Raw genomic sequence first — 25063 nt, forward strand, 5'->3', positions numbered from 1 at the left:
CCTTCCGGTTATAAACGCAGCTCGGCGACGAAGTCATAAGCGTCACCGCGATAGAGAGAGCGGGTCAATTCCGCGACCCGCCCGTTTTTGAGAAATGAAAGACGCTCGATGTTCAACCCTGCCGCCCCTTCCGGCACATCCAGCAACTCAGCCTCGCGCGCAGCAAGATTAAGTGCCGAGATTTTCTGGACCGCCCGAACGGGACGACGCCCTAACCCGTCCAGAACCTCGTAGAGCGAGGTGGTCACCTCAATCGGGTTCGGCAGAATGTCCAACGGCAGTGCTGCCTTCTCAAGCGCCAGAGGGCGGCCGTCTGCCTCGCGCAGACGATAGATGCGGGCAATCTGCGCGCCTTCCGGCAAGTTCAGCGCAGCTATCTCTTGAGACGTCGCCGCAAATACGCCCCGCTCCAACCACTTTGACGTGGTCTGCATTCCACGGCTCGACATGTCTTCGGTGAAAGACGTCAAATGTGTCAGCGATTGTTCGACCCGGGGCACGCGCTCGCGGATGAACGAGCCTGAACCCTGACGTTGTTCAATCACACCTTCCTGCACCAGCTCTTGAATAGCCTTTCGCACCGTGACGCGGGACAGATCAGTGATGTCCACCAATTCCCGCTCGGACGGAAGAGATGAATTCGGTGCAAGCACGCCCGTATCTATCCCTTCCTGAAGGCGGCGGCGCAGCTGAACATATCGCGGGCCGTTCTTAGGGCTCAGCCACGCTTCTGCGCGCAAGAAATCAGCAATGCTCATGAGCGCCCTCCTTTGCCAAGGCCAAGGCCCCGATCAGCGGTTCGCCCTGTGCTGGTCTTAGCGCAGCTTGCATGTCTGCGGGCAGATAACCGGCATAATGCGGGCCAATTCCGCCTGTTAAACAGAGGGTTAACCCCGCCTTCCACCCAAGGCGTTTCGCCATTCCACCGATGTAATCGGCACCTGCCTGCATAACCTGACGCGCGACGTGATCACCATCGGCGGCAGCGGCTGTGACCTGAGGTGCCAATGCGCCGAACGCCCCCGGCGCGGCCTGCCCTGCAAATTCGACAATTCCAGCAACACCGCCGAACTGCTTAGAAAACTCTTGCGTCAAGCTCGACTTCGCTTGGATCTGATCCACCGCATTCAGCACTTCGGACAGCGCACGTCGACCGACCCATTGCGCGGATGCTTCGTCGCCCAAGATAGGCCCCCACCCTCCGGCAAGGCGGATGTCACCGTTGATCTGAACAGCCAGAAATGACCCGGTCCCGCAATGCGCGATCAGGCCATCTGAGGAACCCAATGCGCCCCTTACCGCTGCAGGTCGATCATCCTCGATCCGCGCGTTGGGCATATCCAACGCCACTCGCAGTCGATCGGCGACGCTGTCACCCGTTACTCCGGCCAACCCGATAAAGGCGGGCCAGCGCACCAATTCTGCTACAGAGGTATCCAGCCCCGCTGCCAATTCAGACAAACCGGCAGCGATCTGACGAACCCCGCCCTCGAAATCCGTTGATACATTGGCCGCTCCGGTCTCGACCGAATGTACGACGCCACGGACCTCAGCAGCGACCCTGCATCGGGTTCCACCACCGTCAACGGCCAGAAACGCGGTGTTTTGAGACTCAGTCATGACAATACCATTATAATACCTTTCCTTCACAGGAAAGACCAAAATTCGGGCACAAATCGCAAATTACTGGAGTTTAGCGCAAAAATCCCCAAACATCGCTTGCAATAATAAAGTTATAGACAAGTGGTATTACATAGGTATTGTAAAAGGACTGTAAGGGGGATTCTCTTGACGCTGCCGTCGACTGAACAACTGCACATTGATGCCGCCCAACTTGACCGGAGCGATCTGGCCAACTCGGCCCGCGCCTTGGCCGCTGGTCAAATCGCTGCTGCGAAGGCTGTTGAGCGTGCGGCACCCGCGATCGCGCGGGGAGCTGCGGCAATGGCGGCAACACTCCGCACCGGGGGCGTGCTGCATTACGTCGCCGCCGGGTCATCTGGCTTGATGGCCGCAGCAGATGCGCAGGAACTGGGCGGTACATTCTCGATCCTTCCAAGTCACTTACGCATTCACATGGCAGGCGGCTTACCGACCGGTGTTGAAATGCCCGGCGATACAGAGGACTCGGACGTAGGACTTGCCGAAGCTCTGTCCGACTTAAAGCCTACCGATACCGTCATCGCGGTGTCGGCTAGCGGATCCACGCCCTATACTCTGACAGCGGGTGACATCGCGCGCGCCAAAAAGGCAACCTTGATCGGCATCGCCAATAATGCGGACAGCCCTCTTCTTCAAACCGCTGACATACCAATTCTGCTCGCCACGCCACCCGAGCTGATCTCGGGCTCGACCCGCATGGGGGCTGGGACGGCGCAGAAGATCGCGCTCAATATGCTGTCTTCGCTCATGGCGCTTGATCTGGGGCATGTGCATGGCGGCATGATGGTGAATTTGCGCGCTGACAATCACAAGCTACGTGCGCGCGCGGCCGGGATCGTGGCACGGATTGCCAAGGTCGACACCGATGCAGCCCAGGCTGCGCTGGCGCAGACGAACGGCGACGTAAAACCCGCCATCCTGATCGCTGCCCTTGGCGTGTCAAAGGGCGACGCGGTGGCGCGGCTTGAAGAAGCCGACGGCATCCTGAGCACCGCACTAAACATGAATAACAACTGCTAACCAACTGGGAGAATGAAATGAAACGCACAAGTCTGAAGCTGGCTCTGCTGGGCTCAACCCTTATGGGTACGGCTGCCATGGCCGAAGATGTCACGCTGACCATCGAAAGCTGGCGCAACGATGACCTGACCCTATGGCAGGATCAGATCATTCCTGCATTTGAGGCCGCAAACCCCGGCATCAAGGTACAATTCACGCCCTCGGCCCCCGCTGAATACAACGCTGTTTTGAATTCAAAACTGGACGCGGGCTCGGCTGGCGACCTGATCACCTGCCGTCCTTTTGACGCCTCTTTGGCGCTATACGAAGCCGGGCACCTGACTGATCTGTCGGGCGTCGAGGCGATGGGCAATTTCTCTGATGTCGCCAAATCGGCGTGGCAGACCGATGATGGCGCGGTCAGTTTCTGTGTTCCGATGGCGTCGGTGATTCACGGGTTCATCTACAACAAAGACGCGTTCAACGAGCTGGGCATCGACGTGCCGACCACCGAGGATGAGTTCTTTGCCGCCCTCGACAAGATCAAGGAAGACGGCACCTATATCCCGATGGCGATGGGCACCAACGACCAGTGGGAAGCCGCCACCATGGGCTATAACAACATCGGCCCGAACTATTGGAAAGGTGAGGAAGGCCGTCAGGCGCTGATCAAAGGCGAGCAGAAGCTGACCGATGAGGCATGGACCGCCCCCTACGCCACACTGGCCCGTTGGGGCGAATATCTGGGCGACGGGTATGAGGCGCAGACCTATCCCGACAGCCAGAACATCTTCACGCTGGGCCGTGCGGCTGTTTACCCTGCCGGGTCGTGGGAAATCTCGGGCTTCAACGCGCAGGCTGATTTCGAAATGGGCGCATTCAAGCCGCCGGTCCGCAATGCGGGCGACACCTGCTATATCTCGGATCACACCGATATCGGCATCGGCATGAACGCCGCCACCGAGAATCCCGAGGCGGCCGAAACTTTCCTGGCCTGGGTCGCAAGCCCAGAGTTCGCGGAAATCTTCGGCAACGCGCTGCCCGGCTTCTTCCCGCTGTCCAGCACGCCGGTTGAGCTGCAGGATCCGCTGGCCAAGGAAATCGTCGGCTGGCGTGATGAGTGTGAATCGACCATCCGCTCGACCTATCAAATCCTGTCGCGCGGCACACCGAACCTTGAGAATGAGACCTGGGGCGCATCCGTTGCGGCTATCAAGGGTGCCAAATCGCCCGAAGAACTGGGCGCCGAACTGCAGGAAGGTCTTGCCTCCTGGTACGCTCCGCATCAGTAAGCTGATCCTTACCCGGGCGGAAACGCCCGCCCGGGTACACCCGACACCCCTGTGAAAGCTGACCCATGAATCGCCCCCGCTTCCGCTTGCATATCGTCGTGTTTCTGGCCCCAGCCGTGCTGGTTTATACGGCGGTGATGATCTTTCCGCTGTTCAACACACTGCGGCTAGCGCTCTATTCCGAGGTGGATCAGAGCCGCGTGTTCGTGGGCTTGCAGAACTTTCAAACGCTGTTTTTCGATCCCATCTGGTCCGAGCAGTTCTGGAACGCTTTGGGCAACAACTTCTGGTTCTTCCTGATCCATATGCTTGTTCAAAACCCCATCGGGATCGCGCTGGCCGCGCTGCTCAGCCACCCGCACCTGAGGTTCTCGGCGCTCTATCGGTCGGCGATTTTCATCCCGACAATCCTGAGCTTTGTGATCGTTGGCTTTGCATGGAAACTGATCCTGTCGCCCATCTGGGGCATCGCGCCCTCGATGCTGGATGCCGTGGGCCTGAAATCCCTGTTTGCACCGTGGCTGGGGAAAGAGGAATACGCGCTCACCACGCTGGCGCTGATCTCGGTCTGGCAGTTTGTGGGCATCCCGATGATGCTGATCTATGCCGCTCTGTTGACCATACCCGAGGAAATCCTTGAGGCCGGAGAGATCGACGGCATAACCGGGGCCTCGGCCTTCTGGAAAATCAAGCTGCCGCTGATCCTGCCCTCGATCGGCATCATCTCGATCCTGACCTTTGTGGGCAACTTCAACGCCTTCGACCTGATCTATGCCGCCCAAGGCGCGCTGGCCGGGCCGGATTTCTCGACCGATATCCTGGGCACCTTCATGTACCGCACCTTCTTTGGCTTCCAGCTGCAACTGGGTGACCCGCATATGGGGTCAGCCATCGCCGGGGCCATGTTCGCGATCATCCTTGTGGGCGTCTGCATTTACCTCTTCGGCATCCAGACCCGGATGCGCCGGTATCAATTGTGAGGGTCCAGCGATGAACAAAGCACGCCATAACCCGCTGAATACCGCTGCGATGCACGGGGCGCTGATCCTTTACACGCTGATCGCCCTGTTCCCGGTTTTTGTGATCATCATCAACAGCTTCAAAACCCGCCGCGCGATCTTCCGCGAGCCGCTGGCGCTGCCAAATGCCGACAGTTTCTCGATGATTGGCTATGAGACGGTGATGAAACAGGGGGATTTCTTCCTCTACTTCCAGAACTCGATGATCGTCACCGTTGCGTCGCTGTTCTTTATCCTGCTGTTTGGGGCCATGGCGGCCTATGCGCTGTCGGAATATCAGTTCAAGGGCAACCTGCTGATGGGGCTGTATCTGGCGCTGGGGATTATGATCCCGATCCGCATCGGCACCGTGGCGATCCTTGAGATGATGGTGGCGACCGGGCTGGTGAACACGCTATGGGCGCTGATACTGGTTTACACGGCGCAGGGACTGCCGCTGGCGGTGTTCATCCTGTCCGAGTTTATGCGGCAGGTCAGCGATGACCTGAAAAACGCGGGCCGCATCGACGGGCTGTCGGAATACACGATCTTTTTCCGGCTGGTTCTGCCTCTGGTCAGGCCCGCGATGGCGACCGTGGCCGTGTTCAACATGATCCCGATCTGGAATGACCTGTGGTTCCCGCTGATCCTCGCCCCGGCTGAAGAAACCAAGACGCTCACGCTGGGCAGTCAGGTCTTTATCGGACAGTTCGTCACCGACTGGAACGCGGTTCTGTCGGCCCTGTCGATGGCGATCCTGCCAGTGCTGGTTCTGTACGTCATCTTCTCGCGCCAACTGATCCGCGGCATCACTTCGGGAGCTGTCAAATGACCAAAGTTCTGATCGCTGGCCTTGGCAATATGGGTCTCAGCCACGCGCTGGCTCATCACAACCACGCGGACGCGCAGATCGTGGGGCTGGTGAACCGCTCGGGCCACGTGGATCACCCCGATCTGGGCCAATACCCCGCCTATTCGGATTTCCACACCGCACTGGCCGAGACCAATCCCGATCTAGTGGTCGTCGCCACCTATTCCGACAGCCACGCCGATTACGCCTGCGCCGCGATGGAAGCTGGCGCGCATGTCTTCGTTGAAAAACCACTGGCCACCAATGTGACCGATGCGCGGCGCGTGGTCGAAACCGCCACCCGCCTGAACCGCAAACTGGTGGTCGGATATATCCTGCGCCATCACCCCTCGTGGATGCGCCTCATTGCCGAGGCGCGCGATCTGGGCGGGCCGTATGTGTTCCGCCTGAACCTGAACCAGCAATCCTCGGGCGCGGAGTGGGAGACGCATAAGGCATTAATGCAGACGACCTCTCCCATCGTGGATTGCGGCGTACATTACGTGGACGTCATGTGCCAGATCACCGATGCGCAGCCCGTCCGCGTGCATGGCATGGGCCTGCGCCTGTCCGATGAGATCGCCGAGGACATGTACAATTACGGCCAGTTTCAGGTGATTTTTGAGGACGGCTCGGTCGGCTGGTACGAGGCCGGGTGGGGCCCGATGATGTCCGAAACCGCGTTTTTCGTGAAAGATATCGTCTCGCCCAACGGCTCGGTCTCGATCACCGACGGCAACAAAGGCGCGTCGGCGGATATCGATGGCCACACCAAGGTTGGTGGTCTACTGATCCACACGCCGAGCGGTGACCGTACGGTTGAGATGCCCGATGAGCCCGGCCATCAGGAGCTTTGTGACGCCGAGCAGGCGTATATGCTGCGCGCCATCGCAGACGATATCGACCTGACGCGCCACATGAATGACGCTGTCCAATCCCTCGCCATTTGTTTGGCCGCTGATGAAAGCATCCGCACCGGCCAGCCCGTTTCCCTACAGGAATCCGCATCATGACCGCTTTGACCCTGACCAACGTGAACAAATCCTTTGGCGAGGTGCATGTCCTGAAAGACATCTCGCTTGAGGTGGAAGAAGGTGAGTTTGTCGTCTTCGTCGGTCCCTCGGGCTGTGGCAAATCCACCCTGCTGCGCGTCATCGCTGGGTTGGAGGATGCGTCCTCGGGTGAGATCAATATCGACGGCCAGACCGTCAATCTGGTGCCGCCGTCAAAGCGCGGGATCGCGATGGTTTTTCAAAGTTATGCGCTCTATCCCCATCTGAACGTGCGCGGGAACATGACACTGGCGCTGAAACAAGAGAAGCAGCCCAAAGCGGTGATCGAAGAGCGCGTCGCCAGCGCCAGCCGGATGCTGAACCTTGAGGAATATCTGGACCGCTATCCATCTGAGCTGTCCGGCGGTCAGCGCCAACGCGTCGCCATCGGGCGGGCCATCGTGCGCGAGCCGAAACTGTTCCTGTTTGACGAACCGCTTTCGAACCTCGACGCGGCGCTGCGGATGAACACGCGGATTGAGATCGCAAACCTGCACCGGGCACTGGATGCCTCGATGATCTATGTCACCCACGACCAGACCGAGGCGATGACACTGGCCGACAAGATCGTAGTTCTGCGCGATGGCCGGGTGGAACAGATTGGCTCACCGATGGAGCTGTATAACAACCCCGCCAACCAGTTTGTTGCGGGATTCCTTGGATCTCCTTCGATGAACTTCCTGCCCGAAAGCCTGCTGGATCAGGGGTCAGACACCCTTGGTATTCGGCCAGAGGATCTGTTCCTGTCTGACGACGGCCCCCTGTCAGCACAGGTCAGCCATGTCGAAAAGCTGGGCGGTGATACCAACGTCATTGCGACTGTTCAGAACCATTCGGTGACGGCGCGCTTGTTCGGGCAACACGCAATATCCGAAGGCCAAGACCTGCGCCTTGGGTTCGCGCCCGAAAAAGCGTATCGGTTCAATGCCGATGGGCAGCGGCTGCGTTAACCCCATCACGGCGATGTGATCAATCAATTTTGATGATTGTAAAACCCTGTCTGCGTCGCGCAGGCAGGGCTTCGGCGCGATTTAGCGCTTCAAAAATGAATCTATTTTCAGGTCGAAATACAGCGGCTTTAATGGCGCTGTTAAGAACCTGTCACAAAGACCTCTTAAATCCCGTTCATCAACTTTCATTTTAGCCAGGAGCCATCCATGAAAGACGTCGACAACACCACACTATCCGCAGACGACTGGGACGAGCTGCACTTCCCCCGCCCCGAGGAAAACGACTTTGACCGCGTGGTCGAAAGCGCCATTTCCCGCCGTGGTTTTCTGGCCGGTGTGGTGGCCTTTGGATCGGGCGCTGCCGCAATGGGCACAGGTCTGCTCAGCTCGACCTCGGCGCAGGCCGCTGACGCGTCGCGCTTTGCCTTCACCCCGATCGCAGCCCAGACCGACGGCACCGTTCACGTCCCCGAAGGGTACGAGTGGAAAGTCATGATGCGCTGGGGCGATCCGCTGTTCTCGGATGCCGACGGCTATGACATCGCCGATGGTGGTTCGGTCGAAAAATCCGACCGTATCTTTGGTGAGAACACTGACGGGATGGAAACCTTTTCGTTCCAGGGTCACGAACTGATCGCGATCAACCACGAATACCCCAACCGCAAGATCAACCTGCCGGCCGCTGCGGAAGGTGTTCCGGCAAACGCAGACGATGTTCTGAAGCTGCAGAACATCCAAGGCGTGACAGTCATGGAAATCACCGAAGGCCCTGACGGCTGGTCGGTTGTCAAAGACAGCCCCTTCAACCGCCGTATTCATCACAACACTCCGATGAAAATCGTTGGCCCCGCAGCCGGTCATGACCTGCTGAAAACTGAGGCTGACCCGACCGGCACCACCTCGCTGGGCACCATGAACAACTGTGGTGCGGGCAAGACGCCCTGGGGCACCTATCTGACCTGCGAAGAGAACTTCAATGGCTACTTCGGCTCATCGGATGAAAATGCCGCCTATGACCAGAAGGTCGCGGACGGTATGGCGCGCTACGGTATCAAGGCCGAAAGCTGGAACGGTTACGAGTTCTTTGATCCCCGTTTCGACACATCGAAAAACCCCAACGAGCCGCACCGTACGGGCTGGATCGTTGAAATCGACCCGACCAAACCTGACAGCACGCCTGTCAAGCACACCGGTCTGGGTCGCTTCAAGCACGAAAACGCCGAAGTCACCCTGGCTGCCGACGGTCGCGTGGTTGTCTACATGGGCGACGATGAACGTGGCGAATACCTGTACAAATTCGTCTCGAACGGCACCTATCAGCCCGGTGGTGAAACCGAGAGCCTGCTAAACGACGGTACGCTTTATGTCGCCAAGTTCAACGACGACATGAAGGGTGAATGGCTGGCTCTGACCCCGGAAACAACCGGAATGGACGATGCCGAGATTCGCATCTTTACCCGCATGGCGGCCTCCAAAGCGGGCGGCACCACCATGGATCGCCCCGAATGGGTCGCCTCCAGCCCGGTTGCGGTCGAAGCCTATTGCTGCCTGACCAACAACAAGAACCGCGGCGTCAAACCAAACGCCGGTGGTGATGATACCTCGGTCAACGCGGCCAACCCGCGTGAAGCCAACAAATACGGTCAGATCGTACGCTGGCGCCCGGCCAATGACGACCACGCCGCCGACGCTTTCGATTGGGACCTGTACGTCATGGCGGGCAACCCGACTGTACACTCGGATGACCGCGCCGGATCGCCTAATGTGAACGAGGGCAACCTGTTCAACTCGCCCGACGGTATGGTGATCGATTCGACCGGTCTGATCTGGATCCAGACAGACGGGAATGACGACAACGAGGAAGATTTCGCAGGCAACGGCAACAACCAGATGCTGGTTGGTGATCCCGTGACCGGTGAAATTGCACGCTTCATGACCGGCCCGAACGGCTGTGAGGTAACCGGTCTGGCGTGGTCCACAGATCTGCGCACCATGTTTGTTGGCATCCAGCACCCCGGCAGCAACTGGCCTGATGGTGGTACGCCACGCTCGTCTGTCATCGCAATCAAGCGCGCTGATAACGGTCTTGTCGGTTAACTAACGCACCAACGCCCCCGGAGTTCTTTTCGGGGGCGTTGATCTTCAGATGTCTTCGCCCTTCGGGGCAAGTGGTCCCCCGGCGTCCAGCAAATGGCGTTCGGACAACCACGGGTTAAGCTTCAACGCCCGTTGCAAAGTCTCACGCGCTTCATCAACCCGCTTTAAGCCCAACAAGGTCAGCGCCTTACCGCTAATGGCAGCCACATGGTTGGGCGACAGCTCGATCGCTCGGTCCAGATCAGGCAGCGCCGCCTGATAGTCTTGTCGCAGAAAATGCGCAAAGGCGCGCTGGTTATAACCTTCGGCGTAAGAGGGACAATATTCGACCAGTTTGTCGAAATCCTCGATCGCGCCCAACAAATCCCATTGGCTACGGCGGGTCATGCCACGATCCAGCACGGCCTGTGCGCTGTCGTCCGGTGCGTCGGCCCAAAATTCCCACAGCTGGTTTGAAAGGATTTGCGCGGCGCGCTCATTCTCGGCTTGCTGGATTTGCGTGATGATCCCGGCAACTCCGTCCGAGTGGTCCGGCGCAGCGGGGCACCCCTCGGACTGGGCCGCAATTGTGCTCGAGACCAGAAATGCAAAAGCTGTAACGATCTGTTTCATGTCTCAATGGTGACGCGCCATACACGTTCGTCAACCCACTGCATCGATCCCGCCCGAGACGCCGGTTTCCTTCACGGCCTCCATCGCCACAAAGGTCGAGGTGCTGGCCACATGCGGCAAGGAAGAGATTTTCTCGGCCAGAACCGCGCGGTATTCCGACATCGACCCGGTGCGGATTTTCAGCAGATAGTCGAAATTCGACGCGATCATATGGGCTTGCTCGATCTCGCCCACCTTCCGTACAGCGGCATTGAACTCGGCCAGTGCCTTTTCTCGGGTGTCGGTCAGGCGCACTTCTACAAAGGCCACATGGTCCAGTCCAAGGCGGATCGGGTCCAGCAGGGCGCGGTACCCGGTGATGATCCCGTCTGCCTCAAGTTTCTTCACACGTGCTTGAGTGGGCGATTTTGACAAACCGATCCGCCGCGCGAGGTCCGCGACCGAGATGCGCCCATCCTCGGACAGAATCGCCAGAATGGCGCGGTCGAACCGATCCAAGTCGGGAAAGTCCATTTGCATCACATCCGCCCCTCAAATTAGTCCAATCGACTGCATACTGCGAAATTTAGGGCAATCAGCCCGCCAAAGCGATCCTATATTTAACCAAAGCACCGGAGGATTCATGTCACACAGCCTGCGCACCCATATTGACGCCCAAACCTATGCCGACCCGTCGGCCGTTCTGGACAGCCTGATCGCGCAGGCCGATCTGAGCGACACGGATCGTGCCGCCATCTGTACGGCCGCAGCCCAACTGGTGCGCGACATCCGTGCCAGCACCTCGCCGGGGATGATGGAGGTCTTTCTGGCCGAATACGGCCTCTCCACCGATGAAGGCGTCGCGCTGATGTGTCTGGCCGAGGCGCTGCTGCGGGTGCCTGATGCCGATACGATTGACGCGCTGATCGAGGATAAAATCGCGCCCTCGGACTGGGGCAAGCATCTGGGGCAATCCTCGTCCTCGCTGGTCAATGCCTCGACTTGGGCCCTGATGCTGACGGGTAAGGTTCTGGACGAAGGCAAAGCCTCACCGGTCAGTGCCCTGCGCGGGGCGATCAAAAGGCTGGGTGAGCCGGTGATCCGCACCGCAGTGGGCCGCGCGATGAAGGAAATGGGCCGTCAGTTCGTTCTGGGCGAGACGATCCAATCCGCCATGGACCGCGCCAAAGGGATGGAAACCAAAGGCTATACCTATTCCTATGACATGCTGGGCGAGGCCGCCCGGACCGAGGCTGACGCCGCCCGCTATCACCTATCTTATTCGCGCGCGATTGCGGCCATTGCCGATGCCTGCACGCATGATGACATTCGCGCCAATCCGGGGATCTCGGTCAAGCTGTCCGCCCTGCACCCGCGCTATGAGCTGGCGCAGGAACAGCGCGTGATGGATGAGCTTGTTCCCCGCCTGCGCGCCTTGTGCCTGCTGGCCAAAGCCGCCGGGATGGGCCTGAACGTGGACGCCGAGGAGGCCGACCGCCTGTCTTTGTCTCTGCAAGTGATCGAAGAGGTGATGTCCGAACCCGCCCTTGCCGGATGGGACGGGTTCGGGATCGTGGTGCAGGCCTATGGCCCCCGCGCCGGGGTGGTTCTGGACACGCTCTATGACATGGCGCAACGCCACGACCGCAAGCTGATGGTGCGGCTGGTGAAAGGCGCCTATTGGGATACAGAGGTCAAGCGCGCGCAGGTCGAAGGCGTCGATGGCTTTCCCGTCTTCACTCGCAAGGCGGCGACCGATATTTCCTACATCACCAATGCGCGCAAATTGCTGGGCATGACCGATCGGATCTATCCGCAGTTCGCAACCCATAACGCCCATACGGTCAGCGCGATCCTGCACATGGCTGATGGGCAGCCCTTCGAATTCCAGCGCTTGCACGGCATGGGCGAGACGCTGCACGGGCTGGTCAAGGACCAGAACGCCACCCGCTGCCGCATCTATGCGCCGGTGGGTGCACATCGTGACCTGCTGGCCTATCTGGTGCGGCGCCTGTTGGAAAATGGTGCGAATTCCTCCTTCGTGAACCAGATCGTGGATGAGGACGTGCCGCCCGAAGTGGTCGCCGCCGATCCCTTTGTCACGATCATCGACGCCGCCCGCCCCCTGCCCACCGGCCCCGACCTGTTCCGGCCCGAGCGCCCCAATTCGCGCGGGTTCGACCTGCACCACACGCCAACGCTGGATCGGATCGACGCCGCGCGCGATGCCTTTCGTGCACATCACTGGTACGCGCAGCCCCTGCTGTCGGACGATGCGCGCCCCGAAGGCGATCAGCCCGTCACCAACCCCGCCCAGCCACAAGACCGCCCCGGAGCGGTCGCCCCGGCCAGTACCGCAGATGTGGAACTGGCGCTGGCCTCTTCCGCACCGTGGCAAGCCCCATCCGCCCAGCGCGCGCAGGTGCTGAACGCAGCCGCTGATCTTTACGAGGCGCATTTCGGCGAACTGTTCGCCCTGCTGGCGCGCGAGGCCGGGAAGTCTCTGCCCGACGCAGTGGCAGAACTGCGCGAGGCCGTGGATTTCCTGCGCTACTACGCCGCCAATATCCCCAATGCCAACCCCGCGGGCATTTTCACCTGTATCAGCCCGTGGAACTTCCCACTGGCGATTTTCACCGGGCAAATTTCGGCGGCTCTGGCCACCGGCAATGCCGTTCTGGCCAAACCGGCACCACAGACACCTCTGATCGCACATCGGGCCGTGCAACTGCTGCACGAGGCGGGTGTGCCGCGCGATGCGCTGCAATTGCTGCCGGGTGGCCCGCACGTGGGGGCGGCGCTGACATCCGATGCGCGGGTGTCGGGGGTGGCTTTCACCGGCTCGACCGGCACGGCGTTGAAAATCCGCGCGGCGATGGCGGATCATCTGCAACCCGGCACGCCTCTGATCGCGGAAACCGGCGGACTGAATGCGATGATCGTCGACAGCACTGCCCTGCCCGAACAGGCCGTGCAATCCATCATCGAAAGCGCGTTTCAATCGGCGGGTCAGCGATGCTCGGCCCTGCGGTGCCTCTATGTGCAAGAGGATATCGCCGACGATCTGCTGACCATGCTGACCGGCGCAATGGAGGCCCTGGTGGTGGGCGATCCGTGGCTGATCGCAACCGATTGCGGCCCGGTGATTGACCGCGACGCGCGGCAAGGCATCGCCGACCACATCGCACAGGCTCGCAGTGAAGGTCGGGTATTGAAGGAACTGAGAACCCCGCCCGAGGGCACTTTCATCGCCCCCACCCTGATTGAAATCCCCGGCATTGCGGCACTTGGGCGCGAAATATTCGGCCCCGTGCTGCATGTGGCGCGGTTCAAGGCCTCAGATCTGGATCAGGTCATCGCCGACATCAACGCCACGGGCTATGGCCTGACATTCGGCCTGCACACCCGCATCGACGACCGCGTGCAGCACATCACCGAGGCCGTTCACGCGGGCAATATCTACGTCAATCGCAATCAGATCGGCGCCATTGTCGGCTCGCAACCCTTCGGCGGCGAGGGGCTGTCGGGGACGGGGCCCAAGGCGGGCGGGCCAAACTATATGGCGAGGTTCTGCGCGCCGGACCGGCAAAAGGTGGATGCCACATGGGACAACACCGCCAGTGACCTGCCCGAACCCACAGGCCAGCCGGCCCCGCTGCGCACTCGGTCGCTGCCCGGCCCCACCGGCGAATCCAACCGGCTCAGCGAATTCCCCCGTGCGCCGCTACTGTGCATGGGGCCGAGCGCAGACGCCGTTCAGGCGCAGGCCCAAGCGGTCGAGGCCCTTGGCGGCACCGCGATCCGCGCGTCTGGCATGATCGACCTGCACCGACTGGAGAACATCGCGAACATCTCAGGCGTGTTGTGGTGGGGCGATGAGGCCACCGCGCGGCAGATCGAACAGCATCTGGCCCGTCGCCATGGCCCGATCCTGCCTTTGATCCCCGGCCTGCCCGACCGCGCGCGTGTGCTGAGTGAACGTCACGTTTGTGTCGACACAACCGCCGCAGGAGGCAACGCCGCTCTGCTTGGGGGTGCGGCGTAACCGGGCCTTGACGCTGGGCCGCGAAAAGCCCAGCGTCGCGCCATGTTTCCGATCCGTGACCATAACCCCTCGGGGCGCACGCCTTACGTCGTCTATCTGCTGATGGCAGCGAATATCGTGATCTTCCTCAGCTATGTGGGGATCATGGATAACGCACGGTTACTCAATCAACTTTACTTCGATTATGCGGTAATCCCGGCCCGTATCACGGATGGATTTGCGCTGGAAACGCTTGTGACCTCTATGTTTTTGCATGGCGGCTGGATGCATCTGGCGGGCAACATGCTGTTTCTGTGGATTTTCGGAGACAACCTGGAAGACGAAATGGGGCATCTACCCTTTCTGCTGTTTTATGTGCTGGCCGGTATCGGAGCGGGGTTGATCCACGTCGTGACGGCTCCTGAATCAGTGATCCCCACGATTGGCGCGTCTGGTGCCATTGCTGGCGTCTTGGGCGGGTATCTTCTGATGTTCCCCAAAGCCCGCGTCGACATCCTGTTGATCCTAGTCGTCTATTTCCGCGTATTTACTATCCCGGCCTTTGTCATGTTGGGAGTGTGGTTGGGAATGCAGTTCCTCGGTAGCCTGGCAAGCGATCCTGACAAGGGCGGTGTCGCCTATTGGGCACATACCGGTGGGTTCCTCGTTGGTCTGATCCTTTGCGTCCCCTTGTGGCTAAGGCGCGGCGCGATGTCTTATTGGAACCGCACCCACGGCCACCCGCCCCACCCCGAGCACGAATACAAGCTGTCACAATCCCGCATTCCCCGCATCCCGCGCCGGTAAGTGACCACCGCTTTGCCGCGTTACCTCTTGCGCGGCGGCCTGGACCAGCGCCCCCAGTTCCGGCGCGCGTTCAGCGTTGAACCGGACCGTTGGACCAGACACCGAGATACCTGCACAAGGCTCGCCCCGGTCGTTGAATATGGCTGCTCCGATGCAGGACATTCCCTGATATCGCTCCTCCCGGTCTAATGACCATCCCCGCGCGCGGGTTTGATCCAAGTCTGCCTGCAACCGGGTGTCGTCTATTAAAGTATGAGGCGTGAAGCGTTCCGGTTTGGCCCCGGTCATCAATCTGGTCAGCGCGGCCTCTCCCATCGCGGCCAGAATCGCCTTTCCCGTCCCCGAGGCATACATCGGCGTCCGCGCCCCCGGCGGGAAAAACGCCCGGATCGGGTTTGCTGTTTCAACCTGACCGACAAACACCACCTGCGCCCCGTCCGGGACCGCCAGATTGGCCGTTTCTCCGCTGTCCTGCATCAATCTGCGCAGGACTGGCCGCCCAATCTCGATCACACTATTACGTCGCAGGAACGAGGCCCCGGTCCGATAAGCCTCGATCCCGATCATCCACTCCTGTCGTTCTTCGTCGAAGGCCACGAACCCGTGTTTCTGCAAAGTCATCAGAATGCGGTGGGTGGTGGCCGTAGGTACACCAGTCTCACGTGCCAGATCGCTTAATGCTGCGCGCTCCTGCCGGGCAGTTTCGGTCAAAACACCTAGCGCGCGATCCAGCGACTGCATCGTCCCGGCCGTGCTTTCCTTGAACAAGGACTTCGGTCTACCGCGCTGTCTTTTTGAGGATTCCATCCCATTTTCTCCGGTTTGCGACGTCAAATTTTTTTGGCCCGTTTTTCTTCCCCAAGAAATGAAAAAAAGAAACTCAAATCAAATCAGCGCCTTAGTATTAAACTTGCAAAAATGAAAATATTTTTCAAGAAAATTGCATGGAACCGAGCATTCCCGGACACTGACCTCAAATGCGGAGGAACACGTCATGTCCAACCAAAACCCTGTTTTCATTCCTGGCCCGACTAACATCCCGGACAGGCTGCGTCTTGCAATGCAGGTCCAGACTCAGGACCACCGCGCGCCCGATTTCATCGAAACCTTTGCCCCCGTGCTTGAAGACACAAAGAAGGTTTTTGGCACCACCTCTGGTCAGGTCGTCACCTACCCCGCCAGCGGAACTGGCGGGTGGGAAGCTGCGGTGACCAACACGCTCAACCCCGGTGACAAGGTTCTGGTGGCGCGGTACGGCGTATTCAGTCACCGTTGGATCGACCTATGCCAACGGCATGGACTGGACGTTCAGGTGATCGATTGCCCTTGGGGCAGCGGTGCCCCTGCCGAGCAGTTCGAAACCGCCCTGTCCAAGGACAATGCACACCAAATCCGTGCAGTTCTGGTGACCCATAACGAAACCGCAACCGGCGTTCGGTCGGACATCAGTGCAGTTCGGCGCGCAATAGACACCGCCAATCATCCCGCGATGCTATTCGTAGATTGTGTCAGTTCCCTAGCGTCCATGCCGTTCGAGTTCGACGAATGGGGTGTCGATATCGCCGTGTCCGGGTCGCAAAAAGGGTTCATGCTGGCAACCGGCATGGCGATCCTTTGTGTCAGCCCCAAGGCTCTGGCGGCTTCGGCAACGGCGACGCTACCGCGCACGTTCTTCGATTTTCGCGACATGATGCAAGCCAATGCGTCTGGTGGCTTTCCTTATACCCCACCGCTGCAACTGATCTACGGGATGCGGGAAAGCCTGAAAATGTTGTTCGAGGAAGGGCTTGAGAATGTCTATGCCCGCCACACCCGTCTTGCTGAAGGCGTTCGGCGCGCCGTTGATGCCTGGGGCCTGCAACTGGTTGCCGAGGCGCCTGAGCTTTATTCCGACACTGTCAGCGCGATCTATGTACCGGATGGTACCAACAGCAATGCGCTGACAGATCATGCGTTCAACGCATACGGGATGTCATTCGGCATCGGCCTGGGCCAGCTTGACGGTAAGGCGTTTCGCATTGGTCATTTGGGTAGCCTGACGGATGCGATGGTCCTGTCCGGCCTGTCGACGATTGAGATGGCGATGGCCGATCTGCACTATCCGATCAACTTGGGTAGCGGAGTCGCCGCCGCACAGGATTTCTATCGCAAAGGGTCGCCGGACCACGCCAAGGCAGCCGCATAAGGAGGGTGGAGATGTTGGACCATTCACAAGCCGCCAACTTGACGATCGCGGACATGCGCGCGGCGCAACGGCGGATTGCACCTCATATCAGACGCACACCGCTGATGACGTCGGACTACCTGAATGACCTGACCGGCGCGCAGTTGTTCTTTAAATGCGAGAACTTTCAGGAGGCAGGTGCTTTCAAAGTGCGCGGTGCTTGCAACGCGGTCTTCAGCCTCAGCGAAGAAGAGGCCGTCAAGGGGGTGTGCACCCATTCCAGCGGCAACCACGCGTTGTCGCTCTCATACGCTGCTGGTCGCCGGGGTATCCCGTGCAACGTCGTTATGCCCCGCACAGCGCCTCAGGCCAAGAAAGACGCGGTACGCAGGTATGGCGGTACCATCACGGAATGCGATCCTTCAACTTCATCGCGCGAGGCTACCTTTGCCGAGGTTCAGGCCCGGACAAGAGGTGAGTTCATCCACCCCTACAACGATCCGCGTGTGATCGCAGGGCAAGCCACTTGCTCGGCTGAATTGCTGGATCAAACCGGCGGCGTTGACGCCGTAATCGCCCCAATTGGCGGCGGCGGCATGGTTTCGGGCACCTGCCTGACCGTCTCGAACCTTGCATCCGGCACAGAGATTTACGCGGCCGAACCCGAGCAGGCGGATGATGCGTTTCGGTCCTTCAAGGCTGGGTACATAATTGCCGACGACGCACCCAATACCGTCGCTGACGGCTTGCTGGTGCCCTTGAAAGAGAACACATGGCACTTTGTCTCGAACCATGTGACGGACATTTTCACAGCCTCTGACGACGAGATCATCGCCGCTATGAAATTGACGTGGAAGCACCTTCGGGTGGTGATGGAACCATCTTCGGCGGTGCCATTGGCGGTCATCTTGAAGAACCAAGACGTGTTCCGCGGCAAACGTGTAGGCGTGATCATAACAGGCGGGAACGTCGATCTAGACAAGTTGCCATGGTTGCAAGGATGAGGAGAGAGAATATGAACAAATCCGCGAAATTTGACGATCTCGAGATCGGCTTCGACATCCCTGCCGCCATTGGGATGGACGAACGCGATATCCAGACGCCAAGCCTAATCCTGAACCTTGATGCGCTTGAACGAAATATCAAGAAGATGGGTGACTACGCCAAAGCGCACGGGATGCGGCATAGGGTGCATGGCAAAATGCACAAATCCGTGGACGTAGCCAAGCTACAAGAAGAACTGGGTGGCGCGGTCGGCGTGTGCTGTCAGAAAGTGTCCGAGGCCGAAGTCTTTGCCCGTGGTGGTATCAAAGACATCCTCGTATCCAATCAGGTGCGCGACCCAGCCAAGATCGATCGCTTGGCGCGTCTGCCCAAACTGGGTGCGCGCACAATCGTCTGCGTAGATGACGTGGACAACATCGCCGAGCTGTCGTCGGCAGCCACGCGGCACGGCACCGAGTTGGAGGTTTTTGTCGAAATCGACTGCGGCGCAGGACGTTGCGGCGTGACCTCGACCGCAGCAGTCGTTGAAATCGCCCAAGCGGTTCACGCCGCCGCAAATCTCAAGTTCACAGGAATACAGGCCTATCAGGGTGCGATGCAGCACATGGACAGTTATGAAGCCCGCAAGGAAAAACTGGACGTCGCCATCGCGATGGTCAAAGACGCGGTCGAGGGTTTGAAAGCAGAAGGGATAGACTGCGAACTGGTCTCGGGCGGAGGAACTGGGTCGTATTATTTTGAAAGCGAGTCAGGCGTTTACAATGAATTGCAATGCGGGTCTTACGCGTTCATGGATGCTGATTACGGACGCATTCTGGACAAGGACGGCAACCGGATTGACCAAGGTGAATGGGAGAACGCGCTGTTCATCCTGACCAGTGTCATGAGCCATTCCAAACCTGATATTGCGGTCTGCGATGCGGGTCTCAAAGCCCAGTCTGTCGATAGCGGCCTGCCATTCGTATATGGGCGCGACGACGTGGAATACCTCAAATGTTCGGACGAACATGGCGTGATTGGCGACCCGGACGGGGTTTTGAAAGTCAATGACAAGCTACGGCTGGTGCCTGGTCACTGCGACCCCACTTGCAATGTCCATGACTGGTATGTCGGCGTACGCGGCGGCAAAGTCGAAGCGTTGTGGCCAGTGTCGGCGCGCGGAAAGGCGTATTAAGCGATGAGGGATGCCATGATTACTCAAGACGGACCGCTGATTGTGACCGAGGATTTATGTGCCCAACTCGTGGGCCGTCAACAAGCATTTGATGCTGTCGAGGCCGTCTTCGGCGCCATGGCCAGCGGCGGGGCGCGAAACTTTCCCGTGATCCGCGAGGCTTTGGGCCACGCAGATGCGATTTATGGGTTCAAGTCCGGGTTCGACCGCGAAGGGCAAGTGCTGGGTGTGAAGTCCGGTGGGTATTGGCCAGGGAATACAGATCGCGGCCTGACCAACCATCAATCCACAGTGTTCCTGTTCGACCCGGATACGGGGCGACTGTCGGCACTGGTTGGCGGCAACTATCTGACGGCAGTGCGCACTGCGGCGTCATCTGCTGTGTCCATCGCTCATCTGGCCCGTAAGGACGCCAAGGTTCTGGGCATGGTCGGGGCTGGCCATCAATCCACCTTTCAACTGCGCGCAGCCGCCGAGCAACGCGTGTTCGAAAAGGTCGTGGCGTGGAATCCACATCCGGACATGCTGCCTCGATTGGCCTCCGTCGCTGACGAGATCGGGTTGGAATTCGAAAGCGTCAGCCCACAGGAGTTGGGCGCACAGGCGGATGTGATCATCACCATCACCTCAGCTTTCGAGCCCCTGCTGATGAAGGAGTGGATCAAACCCGGCACCCATCTGGCCTGTATGGGCACCGACACCAAAGGAAAGCAAGAAGTCGACCCGGCACTGGTCTCTGCGGCCTCGGTCTTTACGGATGAGGTGGCGCAATCCGTCTCGATTGGTGAAGCGCAGCACGCCGTTGGCAACGGGGCTCTTACAGAGAAGGCTATTACGCCCATCGGCGCTGTGATCAATGGCGTTCATCCTGGCCGGGTTTCGGCGGATCAGATCACCTTGTTCGATGGAACAGGGGTCGGCCTGCAGGACCTGGCGGTCGCATCCGTCGCCGCACGGCTGGCTGAAGACTGCGGGTTAGCCCAACGCATTGCGTTATAAACAAAAAAGCGCGCCTTGTACGGGGCGCGCTTGTTCGGCACTGGCTTAAGAAAATCAGCCCCGGATCACCTTCGAGAACTGGTCAAAGATCGGCTCATTCGAACAGATAACCTCACCATCCTCCAAGACACTGCCTTCTGGATTGATGGCTTGCACAAATCCGCCAGCCTCTTTCACGATGATGATCCCGGCTGCCACGTCCCACGCGTTCAGTCGACGTTCCCAATAGCCTTCGTAACGCCCTGCAGCGACATAAGCCAAATCCAGCGCTGCCGATCCCCAACGACGCACGCCAGCGCAGGTGGGCATGATACGGGCCAGATCCTGCAAGGTCGCAGGCAGGTCAGAACGGCCACCAAAAGGCAAACCGGTCGCAAAGATCGATTCGATCATACGGTGACGGCCCGAAACGCGGATGCGGGTGTCGTTCATCCACGCGCCCTCGCCCTTTTCGGCAAAGAACATCTCATCCTTGGCGGGGTCATAGATCACGCCGGCAACGATCTTGCCCTTGTGTTCCAGAGCGATGGAAATCGCCCAATGCGGCAGCCCGTGCAGGAAGTTGGTGGTGCCGTCCAACGGGTCGACAATCCAGCGGCGCGTTGGGTCTTCACCCGCCTGCCCGCCGCCTTCTTCACCCAGCCAGCCATAGGTCGGGCGAGCGCCCAGCAATTCCTCTTTCAGGATCGCCTCGGCGGCGATATCGGCCTTGGAGACAAAGTCACCCGCGCCCTTCATCGAGACCTGCAGGTTCTCGACTTCGCGGAAATCCTTGACTAGAGACCGCCCCGCCTTGCGCGCGGCTTTGATCATGATGTTGAGGTTTGCACTGCCTACCATTGTCCCAAGGCTCCTGTTCGGTCAAACCGCGCGTATACTGATGCAATGCGCCCTTGCCAAGAGGCTTGATGCGCATAGCAGCCCCGCGTTTCGCGCCTATTGCGATTGCAGCTTACGCGCCTCGGTCCCGGCCAGTTCGATCAGTTCCTGCACATAGGGTTTTTCAAGGTCCTCGGACCGCACCGCCGCATACAGACTGCGGGTGATCCCGTCCTTGGTCAGTGGCCGGGTCACATAGTCCGAGTTATACTTGACCTCGCGCACCACCCAGTCGGGTAGGACCGAAATCCCCCGGTTCGAAGCGACCAGCAAAAGGATAACTGCTGTCAGCTCCACCTGCCGGATGGCCGCCGGTTCCACCCGCGCTGGGATCAGCAACTGGCTGAACACGTCCAAACGCGTGCGTTCGACCGGATAGGTGATCAGAGTCTGACCGCGGAAATCCTCGGCTTCGATGAAATCCTTTTGTGCCAATGGGTGGGCCGAGGCCGCAACAAACACCGCATCGTAGTCAAACAGTTTGATGAACTCGACCCCCGGCAGGTCTTCGGGGTCCGAGGACACGACCAGATCGACCTCTTCCTTCTGCAGCGCGGGCAACGCGTCAAAGGCCAGCCCGGGGCGGATATCGACATCCACATCGCCCCAGGATTTACGGAAAGCTTCCAACACCGGAAACAGCCATTCGAAACAGGCATGGCACTCGATCGCGATATGCATCCGGCCCGTGCGCCCGTCGCGCAGGGAAGAAAATTCGTGCTGCGTCGCTTCGACCTGCGGTAGTATCTGTTCGGCCAGCCGCAACAGGCGCAACCCCGCCGCCGACAACTTCATCGGCTTGGAGCGGCGCAGGAACAGCTCAACCCCGGCCTGATCCTCAAGCCCTTTGATCTGATGACTCAACGCCGATTGGGTGATGTTCAGCTGATCCGCCGCGCGGGCCAGACCGCCGCATTCATGGATCGCCTTGATCGTGCGCAGGTGCCGGAATTCGATATGCATTCAATGGAACTCATGTTGTTCTTGAGGAATATGAGTTTGTCTCACAATGCAGGTCATGGCACAAGGCCTGCAACCAGTATTTACGAGGCCGAGATGACACAACCTGAGATTTCATTCGAATTCTTCCCGCCCCAAACGCTCGAGGCCTCGTTCCGCCTGTGGGACACCGTGCAGACGCTGGCTCCGCTGGACCCGCGCTTTGTGTCAGTCACCTATGGTGCTGGTGGCACCACGCGGGAATTGACCCGCGATGCGGTGGCGACTTTGCACAAGTCTTCGGGTCTTCCCGTGGCCGCGCATTTGACGTGCGTCGATGCGACCCGCGCTGAGACCCTGCAAATAGCAGATTCCTTCGCCAAGGCAGGTGTGAAAGACATCGTGGCACTGCGTGGCGACCCCCCCAAAGGACAGGACCGGTTCGTCCCTCATCCAGACGGGTTCGCCAATTCGGTCGAACTGATCGAAGCGCTTTCAGACACCGGCGCGTTCAACATCCGCGTGGGCGCCTATCCAGACATCCACCCCGAAGCGCAATGCGCTCGCACTGATATCGACTGGTTGAAAGCCAAGCTGGACGCTGGCGCAGACGAAGCGCTGACGCAGTTCTTCTTTGAGGCCGAGACTTTTTTCCGCTTCCGCGACGCCTGCGAAAAGGCCGGGATCGACAAGCCCATCGTGCCGGGCATCCTGCCAATCGAGAACTGGAAAGGCGCGCGCAACTTTGCCAAACGTTGTGGCACACGCATTCCCGGCTGGATCGAGCAGGCATTTGACAAGGCCCTCCGGGATGACCGCGAGGATTTGCTGGCTACTGCATTGTGCACCGAGCTGTGCTCGGACCTTATAGAAGGCGGTGTGGACAAACTGCATTTCTATACACTGAACCGGCCAGAACTGACGCGCGATGTCTGCTTTGCTCTTGGGATCACACCAAAGCCCTCGTTGCAGAACGTGGCCTAACGAAAGGCCGGACGATACCTGGCCAATCAGACGCAATAGTGGGAACAATCAAAATAGTTATCTCGAAATTGTTCCCACATACCCCCTAAAAACTCACCAAATTTGACAAAATTGCGACCGTCACAACACTAGGGCATGTTGTTGTTTAGTGAGTGATTTGGGTATGGAAGCAGTTGAAAAGATCAAGGCGCGGACAGATGCTTTGTATGCGCTTGGGCTGGACCACAGTGCCAGTTCCGACGACATCCGCAACGCTTGGCGCAAGATTGCCTTCAGCGCACATCCTGACCGCGCTGACAATGATTGCTCGGATTTTGTCCGCGCCAAAGACGCTTATGATCTTCTGCGGCAAGAGGGGCTGACCACCAAGAGCTCGATGCATGGCAAGCCCAAAAGGCCCAAGCTGCGCAAACGCGTGATCCGGTTGAAAGACACCGAAGTCAGCGCCTGTCGTGATCTGCTTGCTCGGGCGTTGGCCCATTCTGGCAAAACTGCGCCAACTGACGGTGCCGACAAAATCGTTGCTGACTCGGACCACATCCCCAGCGCTATCGAGTGTTTTGGTCGTAATCTGATATACTTCGTGAAGTCTCCGGTCTGCAAAGGTGCGAACCGCGTTGCTTTGCCCACATCTGTTCTGGCTGGGTTTCGCAAAACGGAAACCGAAGTTTTGAATTTCCAATCCAAGAACGCAGGTGCCGGCGAAGTCGTTGTCCCTGACGCGATCATGGCCCGAAAGTTTCCTGGCGCCAAAAGTGTTCGCATACGGTTCGATGCGGATCAGGCCCTGCAGGATGCCTTTGAACTGGCAAGCTGAGGCCTGAAATGCAAAAAACCCGGCTGATACCAGCCGGGTTTTCGTTTGTCGGATTCCATTTAGTTGGAAATCGGAGCGTCCGAGGTAAATTTCGGGATAACTGCGGTCGAAGCTTTCGCAGGCTCGATACCCGGCCAGTTACCTTCCGCCAGATTGATGTTACCCGGGATATCTTCCTCGAAGAATCCAACAACCACGTCCGTGATGTTCAGGTACAGCTTGTCATCAACGATGCGCCACAGGTTCGGGTTGGCCGGAACCTTGCCGCCACGTGACACGCCATAGGCGCAATGGCCATCATACTGCGGCGCGTAGTACGCGGGGTTCTCCAAAAACTTGTCGCGGTTTTCTTCGGTCGAGAATGCCCAGGTTGCGCCATTGTATTCAGCGGTGATGTCGGAACGCCCACGAACGCCCGCCGGCTGCGCCTTACCAACCGGTGACTGATCCAGGCTGCGATAGGCCACAACATCATAGCCTGAAACAGCATAACCGGTTCCATCAACATACTGATCACCAGCGAATGCCGGAACAGCGAATGCCAGCGTTGCTGCAAGGGTCAGGGCAAAACGTTTCATATAGGTCAATCCTCTTGTCCTTAGGTTTCAAGGTCACCCGCATTCCGGGTCTGACCAGACAATAAGCGATTTCAGGGCTCAGAGCAGTCCTGCTCGCGGCGCTGTGACGTCCGATGAAGAAACGTGAGAGTATTGGCGCCGAATGTTACAAAATGAACCACAGATGCGGGGTTGGACTCGGCGCTTTGCAATATTAGCTGTT

Annotated in this window: 23 protein-coding genes; 15 read left to right on the forward strand and 8 right to left on the reverse strand. The window is 59.1% G+C overall.

Going from position 1 to position 25063, the window contains the following annotated elements; all coding sequences use genetic code 11:
• Window positions 1-8: 8 nt before the first annotated feature.
• On the reverse strand, window positions 9-758 hold the full coding sequence (locus tag AC2TAD_RS11435) for a GntR family transcriptional regulator (protein WP_480867769.1): 750 nt from the start codon (window positions 756-758) through the stop codon (window positions 9-11).
• On the reverse strand, window positions 745-1620 hold the full coding sequence (locus AC2TAD_RS11440; RefSeq protein WP_480867771.1) for a glucosamine kinase nucleotide-binding domain-containing protein: 876 nt from the start codon (window positions 1618-1620) through the stop codon (window positions 745-747). Before AC2TAD_RS11440 ends, AC2TAD_RS11435 begins: the two co-directional genes overlap by 14 nt.
• A 168-nt stretch (window positions 1621-1788) precedes the next feature.
• On the opposite strand from AC2TAD_RS11440, the gene AC2TAD_RS11445 reads away from it, so the two are divergent.
• The 7 genes from AC2TAD_RS11445 (at window position 1789) to AC2TAD_RS11475 (ending at window position 9900) form a co-directional block, all read left to right on the forward strand.
• Window positions 1789-2682 carry an N-acetylmuramic acid 6-phosphate etherase gene (locus tag AC2TAD_RS11445; RefSeq protein WP_170753272.1) on the forward strand — a complete coding sequence of 298 codons (894 nt, stop codon included), beginning with the start codon at window positions 1789-1791 and terminating at the stop codon, window positions 2680-2682.
• Between the two features lie 17 nt (window positions 2683-2699).
• The gene (locus AC2TAD_RS11450) at window positions 2700-3953 is read left to right on the forward strand and encodes an ABC transporter substrate-binding protein (RefSeq protein WP_170352416.1); all 1254 of its coding nucleotides are present in this window, start codon (window positions 2700-2702) and stop codon (window positions 3951-3953) included.
• Between the two features lie 65 nt (window positions 3954-4018).
• Complete coding sequence (locus tag AC2TAD_RS11455; RefSeq protein WP_480867773.1) at window positions 4019-4933, forward strand: carbohydrate ABC transporter permease; 915 nt, start codon at window positions 4019-4021, stop codon at window positions 4931-4933.
• Window positions 4934-4943: 10 nt separating this feature from the next.
• Window positions 4944-5783, forward strand: a complete 840-nt coding sequence (locus AC2TAD_RS11460; RefSeq protein WP_480867774.1) for a carbohydrate ABC transporter permease — start codon at window positions 4944-4946, stop codon at window positions 5781-5783.
• Window positions 5780-6814 (forward strand): Gfo/Idh/MocA family protein, encoded by a 1035-nt coding sequence (locus AC2TAD_RS11465; protein ID WP_480867776.1) that lies wholly within the window; start codon window positions 5780-5782, stop codon window positions 6812-6814. The genes AC2TAD_RS11460 and AC2TAD_RS11465 overlap by 4 nt, the downstream gene beginning before the upstream one ends.
• Window positions 6811-7803, forward strand: a complete 993-nt coding sequence (locus tag AC2TAD_RS11470) for an ABC transporter ATP-binding protein (protein ID WP_170783917.1) — start codon at window positions 6811-6813, stop codon at window positions 7801-7803. Before AC2TAD_RS11465 ends, AC2TAD_RS11470 begins: the two co-directional genes overlap by 4 nt.
• Before the next feature lie 207 nt (window positions 7804-8010).
• Complete coding sequence (locus tag AC2TAD_RS11475; RefSeq protein WP_480867777.1) at window positions 8011-9900, forward strand: PhoX family protein; 1890 nt, start codon at window positions 8011-8013, stop codon at window positions 9898-9900.
• Between the two features lie 45 nt (window positions 9901-9945).
• Here AC2TAD_RS11475 and AC2TAD_RS11480 read toward each other — a convergent pair whose 3' ends face one another.
• The gene (locus AC2TAD_RS11480) at window positions 9946-10512 is read right to left on the reverse strand and encodes a tetratricopeptide repeat protein (RefSeq protein ID WP_480867779.1); all 567 of its coding nucleotides are present in this window, start codon (window positions 10510-10512) and stop codon (window positions 9946-9948) included.
• A gap of 30 nt (window positions 10513-10542) precedes the next feature.
• The gene (locus tag AC2TAD_RS11485; protein ID WP_170753285.1) at window positions 10543-11031 is read right to left on the reverse strand and encodes an Lrp/AsnC family transcriptional regulator; all 489 of its coding nucleotides are present in this window, start codon (window positions 11029-11031) and stop codon (window positions 10543-10545) included.
• 103 nt (window positions 11032-11134) lie between these two features.
• Here AC2TAD_RS11485 and putA point away from each other — a divergent pair, with 103 nt between their 5' ends.
• Both putA and AC2TAD_RS11495 read left to right on the forward strand, forming a co-directional pair.
• Window positions 11135-14536 carry a bifunctional proline dehydrogenase/L-glutamate gamma-semialdehyde dehydrogenase PutA gene (gene putA, locus AC2TAD_RS11490; RefSeq protein WP_480867781.1) on the forward strand — a complete coding sequence of 1134 codons (3402 nt, stop codon included), beginning with the start codon at window positions 11135-11137 and terminating at the stop codon, window positions 14534-14536.
• A 42-nt stretch (window positions 14537-14578) separates the two neighbouring features.
• A complete protein-coding gene (locus AC2TAD_RS11495) occupies window positions 14579-15322 on the forward strand; it encodes a rhomboid family intramembrane serine protease (RefSeq protein ID WP_480867783.1) in 744 nt (247 codons plus the stop codon).
• Here the strand turns inward: AC2TAD_RS11495 and bhcR are convergent.
• On the reverse strand, window positions 15287-16129 hold the full coding sequence (bhcR, locus tag AC2TAD_RS11500) for an HTH-type transcriptional regulator BhcR (RefSeq protein WP_480867785.1): 843 nt from the start codon (window positions 16127-16129) through the stop codon (window positions 15287-15289). The two genes, AC2TAD_RS11495 and bhcR, sit on opposite strands and share 36 nt — an antisense overlap.
• A 187-nt stretch (window positions 16130-16316) precedes the next feature.
• Here bhcR and bhcA point away from each other — a divergent pair, with 187 nt between their 5' ends.
• The 4 genes from bhcA to bhcD are packed head-to-tail and all read left to right on the forward strand — an operon-like array spanning window position 16317 to window position 20664.
• Window positions 16317-17507 carry an L-aspartate--glyoxylate aminotransferase BhcA gene (bhcA, locus tag AC2TAD_RS11505; RefSeq protein WP_480867787.1) on the forward strand — a complete coding sequence of 397 codons (1191 nt, stop codon included), beginning with the start codon at window positions 16317-16319 and terminating at the stop codon, window positions 17505-17507.
• Window positions 17508-17518: 11 nt separating this feature from the next.
• A complete protein-coding gene (gene bhcB / locus AC2TAD_RS11510) occupies window positions 17519-18490 on the forward strand; it encodes a beta-hydroxyaspartate dehydratase BhcB (RefSeq protein WP_480867789.1) in 972 nt (323 codons plus the stop codon).
• Window positions 18491-18501: 11 nt separating this feature from the next.
• The gene (gene bhcC, locus AC2TAD_RS11515) at window positions 18502-19665 is read left to right on the forward strand and encodes a 3-hydroxy-D-aspartate aldolase BhcC (RefSeq protein WP_480867790.1); all 1164 of its coding nucleotides are present in this window, start codon (window positions 18502-18504) and stop codon (window positions 19663-19665) included.
• 15 nt (window positions 19666-19680) lie between these two features.
• Complete coding sequence (bhcD, locus tag AC2TAD_RS11520) at window positions 19681-20664, forward strand: iminosuccinate reductase BhcD (protein WP_480867792.1); 984 nt, start codon at window positions 19681-19683, stop codon at window positions 20662-20664.
• Window positions 20665-20718: 54 nt separating this feature from the next.
• On the opposite strand, the gene AC2TAD_RS11525 is transcribed toward bhcD, so the two are convergent.
• Together AC2TAD_RS11525 and AC2TAD_RS11530 are read right to left on the reverse strand one after the other, a co-directional pair.
• Entirely contained in the window at window positions 20719-21504 is a 786-nt protein-coding gene (locus AC2TAD_RS11525; RefSeq protein WP_480867793.1) for an inositol monophosphatase family protein, read from the reverse strand.
• A gap of 96 nt (window positions 21505-21600) precedes the next feature.
• Window positions 21601-22506, reverse strand: coding sequence for a LysR family transcriptional regulator (locus tag AC2TAD_RS11530; RefSeq protein WP_170352400.1), 906 nt, complete (start codon window positions 22504-22506; stop codon window positions 21601-21603).
• Window positions 22507-22599: 93 nt separating this feature from the next.
• On the opposite strand from AC2TAD_RS11530, the gene metF reads away from it, so the two are divergent.
• Together metF and AC2TAD_RS11540 are read left to right on the forward strand one after the other, a co-directional pair.
• Window positions 22600-23466 carry a methylenetetrahydrofolate reductase [NAD(P)H] gene (metF, locus tag AC2TAD_RS11535; RefSeq protein ID WP_170753528.1) on the forward strand — a complete coding sequence of 289 codons (867 nt, stop codon included), beginning with the start codon at window positions 22600-22602 and terminating at the stop codon, window positions 23464-23466.
• A gap of 163 nt (window positions 23467-23629) precedes the next feature.
• Window positions 23630-24283 carry a J domain-containing protein gene (locus AC2TAD_RS11540; RefSeq protein WP_480867794.1) on the forward strand — a complete coding sequence of 218 codons (654 nt, stop codon included), beginning with the start codon at window positions 23630-23632 and terminating at the stop codon, window positions 24281-24283.
• 59 nt (window positions 24284-24342) lie between these two features.
• Here the strand turns inward: AC2TAD_RS11540 and AC2TAD_RS11545 are convergent, their stop codons facing one another.
• Window positions 24343-24861, reverse strand: a complete 519-nt coding sequence (locus AC2TAD_RS11545) for a YHS domain-containing (seleno)protein (RefSeq protein WP_170352397.1) — start codon at window positions 24859-24861, stop codon at window positions 24343-24345.
• Between the last annotated feature and the right edge of the window lie 202 nt (window positions 24862-25063).

The organism is Ruegeria sp. HKCCD7628, assembly GCF_057221005.1.

What these genes read in the sequence shown, in the direction of transcription:
- AC2TAD_RS11495 (WP_480867783.1), top strand. Translation starts at nt 14,579, where the DNA reads ATGTTTCCGATCCGTGACCATAACCCCTCGGGGCGCACGCCTTACGTC.
- AC2TAD_RS11470 (WP_170783917.1), top strand. Translation starts at nt 6,811, where the DNA reads ATGACCGCTTTGACCCTGACCAACGTGAACAAATCCTTTGGCGAGGTG.
- AC2TAD_RS11475 (WP_480867777.1), top strand. Translation starts at nt 8,011, where the DNA reads ATGAAAGACGTCGACAACACCACACTATCCGCAGACGACTGGGACGAG.
- putA (WP_480867781.1), top strand. Translation starts at nt 11,135, where the DNA reads ATGTCACACAGCCTGCGCACCCATATTGACGCCCAAACCTATGCCGAC.
- AC2TAD_RS11435 (WP_480867769.1), bottom strand. Translation starts at nt 758, where the DNA reads ATGAGCATTGCTGATTTCTTGCGCGCAGAAGCGTGGCTGAGCCCTAAG.
- AC2TAD_RS11460 (WP_480867774.1), top strand. Translation starts at nt 4,944, where the DNA reads ATGAACAAAGCACGCCATAACCCGCTGAATACCGCTGCGATGCACGGG.
- AC2TAD_RS11465 (WP_480867776.1), top strand. Translation starts at nt 5,780, where the DNA reads ATGACCAAAGTTCTGATCGCTGGCCTTGGCAATATGGGTCTCAGCCAC.
- AC2TAD_RS11540 (WP_480867794.1), top strand. Translation starts at nt 23,630, where the DNA reads ATGGAAGCAGTTGAAAAGATCAAGGCGCGGACAGATGCTTTGTATGCG.
- bhcR (WP_480867785.1), bottom strand. Translation starts at nt 16,129, where the DNA reads ATGGAATCCTCAAAAAGACAGCGCGGTAGACCGAAGTCCTTGTTCAAG.
- AC2TAD_RS11485 (WP_170753285.1), bottom strand. Translation starts at nt 11,031, where the DNA reads ATGCAAATGGACTTTCCCGACTTGGATCGGTTCGACCGCGCCATTCTG.
- metF (WP_170753528.1), top strand. Translation starts at nt 22,600, where the DNA reads ATGACACAACCTGAGATTTCATTCGAATTCTTCCCGCCCCAAACGCTC.
- bhcB (WP_480867789.1), top strand. Translation starts at nt 17,519, where the DNA reads ATGTTGGACCATTCACAAGCCGCCAACTTGACGATCGCGGACATGCGC.
- bhcC (WP_480867790.1), top strand. Translation starts at nt 18,502, where the DNA reads ATGAACAAATCCGCGAAATTTGACGATCTCGAGATCGGCTTCGACATC.
- bhcD (WP_480867792.1), top strand. Translation starts at nt 19,681, where the DNA reads ATGATTACTCAAGACGGACCGCTGATTGTGACCGAGGATTTATGTGCC.
- AC2TAD_RS11455 (WP_480867773.1), top strand. Translation starts at nt 4,019, where the DNA reads ATGAATCGCCCCCGCTTCCGCTTGCATATCGTCGTGTTTCTGGCCCCA.
- AC2TAD_RS11480 (WP_480867779.1), bottom strand. Translation starts at nt 10,512, where the DNA reads ATGAAACAGATCGTTACAGCTTTTGCATTTCTGGTCTCGAGCACAATT.
- AC2TAD_RS11440 (WP_480867771.1), bottom strand. Translation starts at nt 1,620, where the DNA reads ATGACTGAGTCTCAAAACACCGCGTTTCTGGCCGTTGACGGTGGTGGA.
- AC2TAD_RS11525 (WP_480867793.1), bottom strand. Translation starts at nt 21,504, where the DNA reads ATGGTAGGCAGTGCAAACCTCAACATCATGATCAAAGCCGCGCGCAAG.
- AC2TAD_RS11530 (WP_170352400.1), bottom strand. Translation starts at nt 22,506, where the DNA reads ATGCATATCGAATTCCGGCACCTGCGCACGATCAAGGCGATCCATGAA.
- bhcA (WP_480867787.1), top strand. Translation starts at nt 16,317, where the DNA reads ATGTCCAACCAAAACCCTGTTTTCATTCCTGGCCCGACTAACATCCCG.
- AC2TAD_RS11450 (WP_170352416.1), top strand. Translation starts at nt 2,700, where the DNA reads ATGAAACGCACAAGTCTGAAGCTGGCTCTGCTGGGCTCAACCCTTATG.
- AC2TAD_RS11545 (WP_170352397.1), bottom strand. Translation starts at nt 24,861, where the DNA reads ATGAAACGTTTTGCCCTGACCCTTGCAGCAACGCTGGCATTCGCTGTT.